Genomic DNA, 3,141 nt, shown 5'->3' on the forward strand with positions numbered 1-3,141 from the left:
TATACCGCACTTGCTGCCCGCTCAGGGTCCAAGAAACTCGCCATCATCGCCGTCGCAAGGAAGCTCCTGGTCGTCCTCAACGCCATCATGCGCGACAAAACCGCATTCGCGTGAACACAGTTGCCATGCCGTAACCTCAGTCGAAGAGCGCAGCGGAGCAGAATTCTGCACCGTTGCAACGCTTCAAAGTCATGGCATGGATCCTAGGGTCTGCGCCGCGTCGCTTCGCTCCTTGCTTCGCCCTAGGATGACGACGCGATCGTCGTTTCGGCCAATCTCCAATCTGCGAGATCTGCCAACGGAAGCATCTGTCAGGCATCAGACGAGAGCCTTTCATGACCGAAATTTCATGTGATCACGCCTGTGTGTTCGTGTTCTTGCCTTGGTCAGCCCTTATATGCTGCACTGCAACATAGACTGATCGCAGCTGCTTCGCCCCATGACGCAGGGGCAGGCCAGCGCATCAAGACAAGGAACGCCATGGCGAAGAACGGCAAGGCGGAGGAAAAGAAGAAGATCAACATCGCGCTGCAGGGCGGCGGCTCGCATGGGGCCTTTTCCTGGGGTGTGCTCGACCGGCTGCTGGAGGATGGGCGGCTGGAGATCGCGGCGGTGTCCGGCACCAGCGCCGGCGCTATGAACGCGGTGGCGCTGGCCGACGGTTTTGTCCGGGGCGGCGTGGAAGGCGCGCGAAAGAAGCTCGACGATTTCTGGCGGGCGGTGGCCTCGAAGGGCCGTTTCAGCCCGGTGCAGCGCATGCCGTGGGACGTCGCGTGGGGCAACTGGTCGATCGAGAACACGCCGGGCTATTTTTTCTTCGACACGATGTCGCGGGTGTTCTCGCCCTATGTCGCCAATCCGCTCGGCCTCAATCCACTGCGCGATGTGGTGGAGAAGGAGATCGACTTCGGCAATGTGCGCGCCTGCAAGTCGATGGAGCTGTTCATCTCGGCGACCAATGTCGAGACCGGACAGCTGCGCGTCTTCTCCGACGGCGAGATCGACCTCGACACGGTGATGGCGTCCGCCTGCCTGCCGCAATTGTTCCGCGCCGTCGAGATCAAGGGCGTGCCCTATTGGGATGGCGGCTACGGCGGCAATCCGGCGCTCTTTCCGTTCTTCAAGGCGGCGGCCACCGAGGATGTGCTCCTGGTGCAGATCAATCCGGTCGTGCGCGAAGGCACGCCCAAAAGCGCCAATGAGATCCAGAACCGCATCGACGAGATCACCTTCAACGCGGGACTCCTGCGCGAATTCCGTTCGATCGCCTTCGTCAAGGAGCTGATCTCGGCCGGACGCCTGCCGCATGGCGAATATCGCGACATCCGCATGCACCGCATCGATGCCGACGAGGCTTTCAAGGACCTCTCGGCGTCTTCCAAGGTCAATGCCGAATGGGCTTTCATCGCCTATCTGCGCGACCTCGGCCGAAGTGCTGCCAGCGACTGGCTGGAAGAGAATTACGACGCCGTCGGTCAGCGGCCGACACTCGATCTTTCAGGCGAGCTCGACGACGGCTTCAAGCCGTTGCGCGGCCCGGCGCCGGGGCGCCGGGTGAAGGAGTTCCTCGCCGCGCATATCAAGCCGGAGTCGGCGCGGCGGCGGGCTTAAGGTCTTCCATGCCTGTCAGCAAGTCCGTCCCGGCTGTCAGCATCTTCCGCAACGGAACCGGCGGGGCGCTGGATCATGCCCGCGGCGCGATGTAGTCTTACCTGAACGTAAAGGGAGGTTGCGATGCTGCAGACGAGGCAGAACGCTCTTGGCGTCCGGTTTGAAGCGCAATGCAGGGCCTTCGAGAAGGAGCCGTTCCCGACGCTGGATGTGCGCAAGGACCGGCTGAACCGCCTGCTGGCGCTCACCGAAAAGCATGAGGCCGAGATCTGTGCTGCGATCGACAGCGATTTCTCCGCCCGCTCGGCTGAGGAGACGCGGCTTGCCGAACTGTTCGTCGTACGCGCCGGCATCAGGCATGCGCTGTCGCATCTCGGCGCCTGGATGCGCGAGCGCCGCGTCGCCACCAGTCTGCCGTTCCTGCCTGGCCGCAACCGTCTGCTCCCGCAGCCGCTCGGCGTGGTCGGCATCGTCTCGCCCTGGAACTATCCGTTCCAGCTCGCCGTCGCGCCGGCGACCGCGGCGCTCGCTGCCGGCAACCGCGTCATGATCAAGCCGTCTGAGCTCACGCCGAAGTTTTCGGACCTGCTCGCCAGCCTGGTCGAGAAATATTTCGCCGCCGACGAGGTCGCCGTGATGGTGGGCGACGCCGATGTCGGCAAGGCGTTCGTGTCGCTGCCTTTCGACCACCTCCTGTTCACCGGCTCGACCGCCGTCGGCCGCCAGGTGGCGCTGGCCGCCGCCGCCAACCTGACGCCGGTGACGCTGGAACTCGGCGGCAAGTCGCCGGCAATCTTCGATCCGTCCTGCGACCTCGACGCGGCGGTCGCCAGCGTCGCCTATGGCAAGCTGCTCAACGCCGGACAGACCTGCATCGCGCCGGACTATCTGATGGTGCCGCGAGGCCAGGGCGCGGCGGTCGCGGCCAAGTTCGCGGTCGCCATGGCCAAGCTCTATCCGCGCCTCGGCGACAATCCCGACTATACGGCGATCGTCAGCGAGCGGCATCACCGGCGGCTGAGCGACATGGTCGCGGAGGCGCGCGACAGCGGCGCCGACATCACCGAGATCAACCCGGCCAACGAGACGCTCGGCGTCAGCGACCGCAAGATGGCGCCGGTGCTGGTGCGCAATGCCGGCGACAATCTGCGGCTGACGCGCGAGGAGATTTTCGGGCCGGTGCTGCCGATCGTCGAATATGGCACGGTCGACGAAGCCATCGACCATGTGAACCGGGGTGAGCGGCCGCTGGCGCTCTACTGGTTCGGCAGCGACAGCGCCAACCGCCAAAGGGTGATGCGCGAGACGGTGGCTGGCGGCGTCACGATCAACGACTGCATGCTGCATCTGGTGCAGGAGCGGCAGCCCTTCGGCGGCGTCGGCGAGAGCGGCACCGGCGCCTATCACGGCGAATGGGGATTCCGCACCTTCAGCAAGGAAAAGCCGATCTTCATCCAGTCGAAGCTCAGCGCGGGCGGCCTGCTGCGCCCGCCTTACGGCAGGACATTCGAGCGGATCTTCCGGCTGCTC

Annotated in this window: 2 protein-coding genes; both read left to right on the forward strand. The window is 64.6% G+C overall.

The genetic code is table 11. The features are described from left to right. The first annotated feature begins 480 nt into the window (after nt 1–480). Complete coding sequence (locus tag EOA28_RS30500; protein WP_127252769.1) at nt 481–1,611, forward strand: patatin-like phospholipase family protein; 1,131 nt, start codon at nt 481–483, stop codon at nt 1,609–1,611. 123 nt (nt 1,612–1,734) lie between these two features. Continuing rightward, nucleotides 1,735–3,141 (forward strand): coniferyl aldehyde dehydrogenase (locus EOA28_RS30505; protein WP_148670950.1); only part of this gene is annotated, 1,407 nt, incomplete at its 3' end.

The organism is Mesorhizobium sp. M2A.F.Ca.ET.067.02.1.1 (genome assembly GCF_004023285.1).
Lineage (GTDB): Bacteria > Pseudomonadota > Alphaproteobacteria > Rhizobiales > Rhizobiaceae > Mesorhizobium.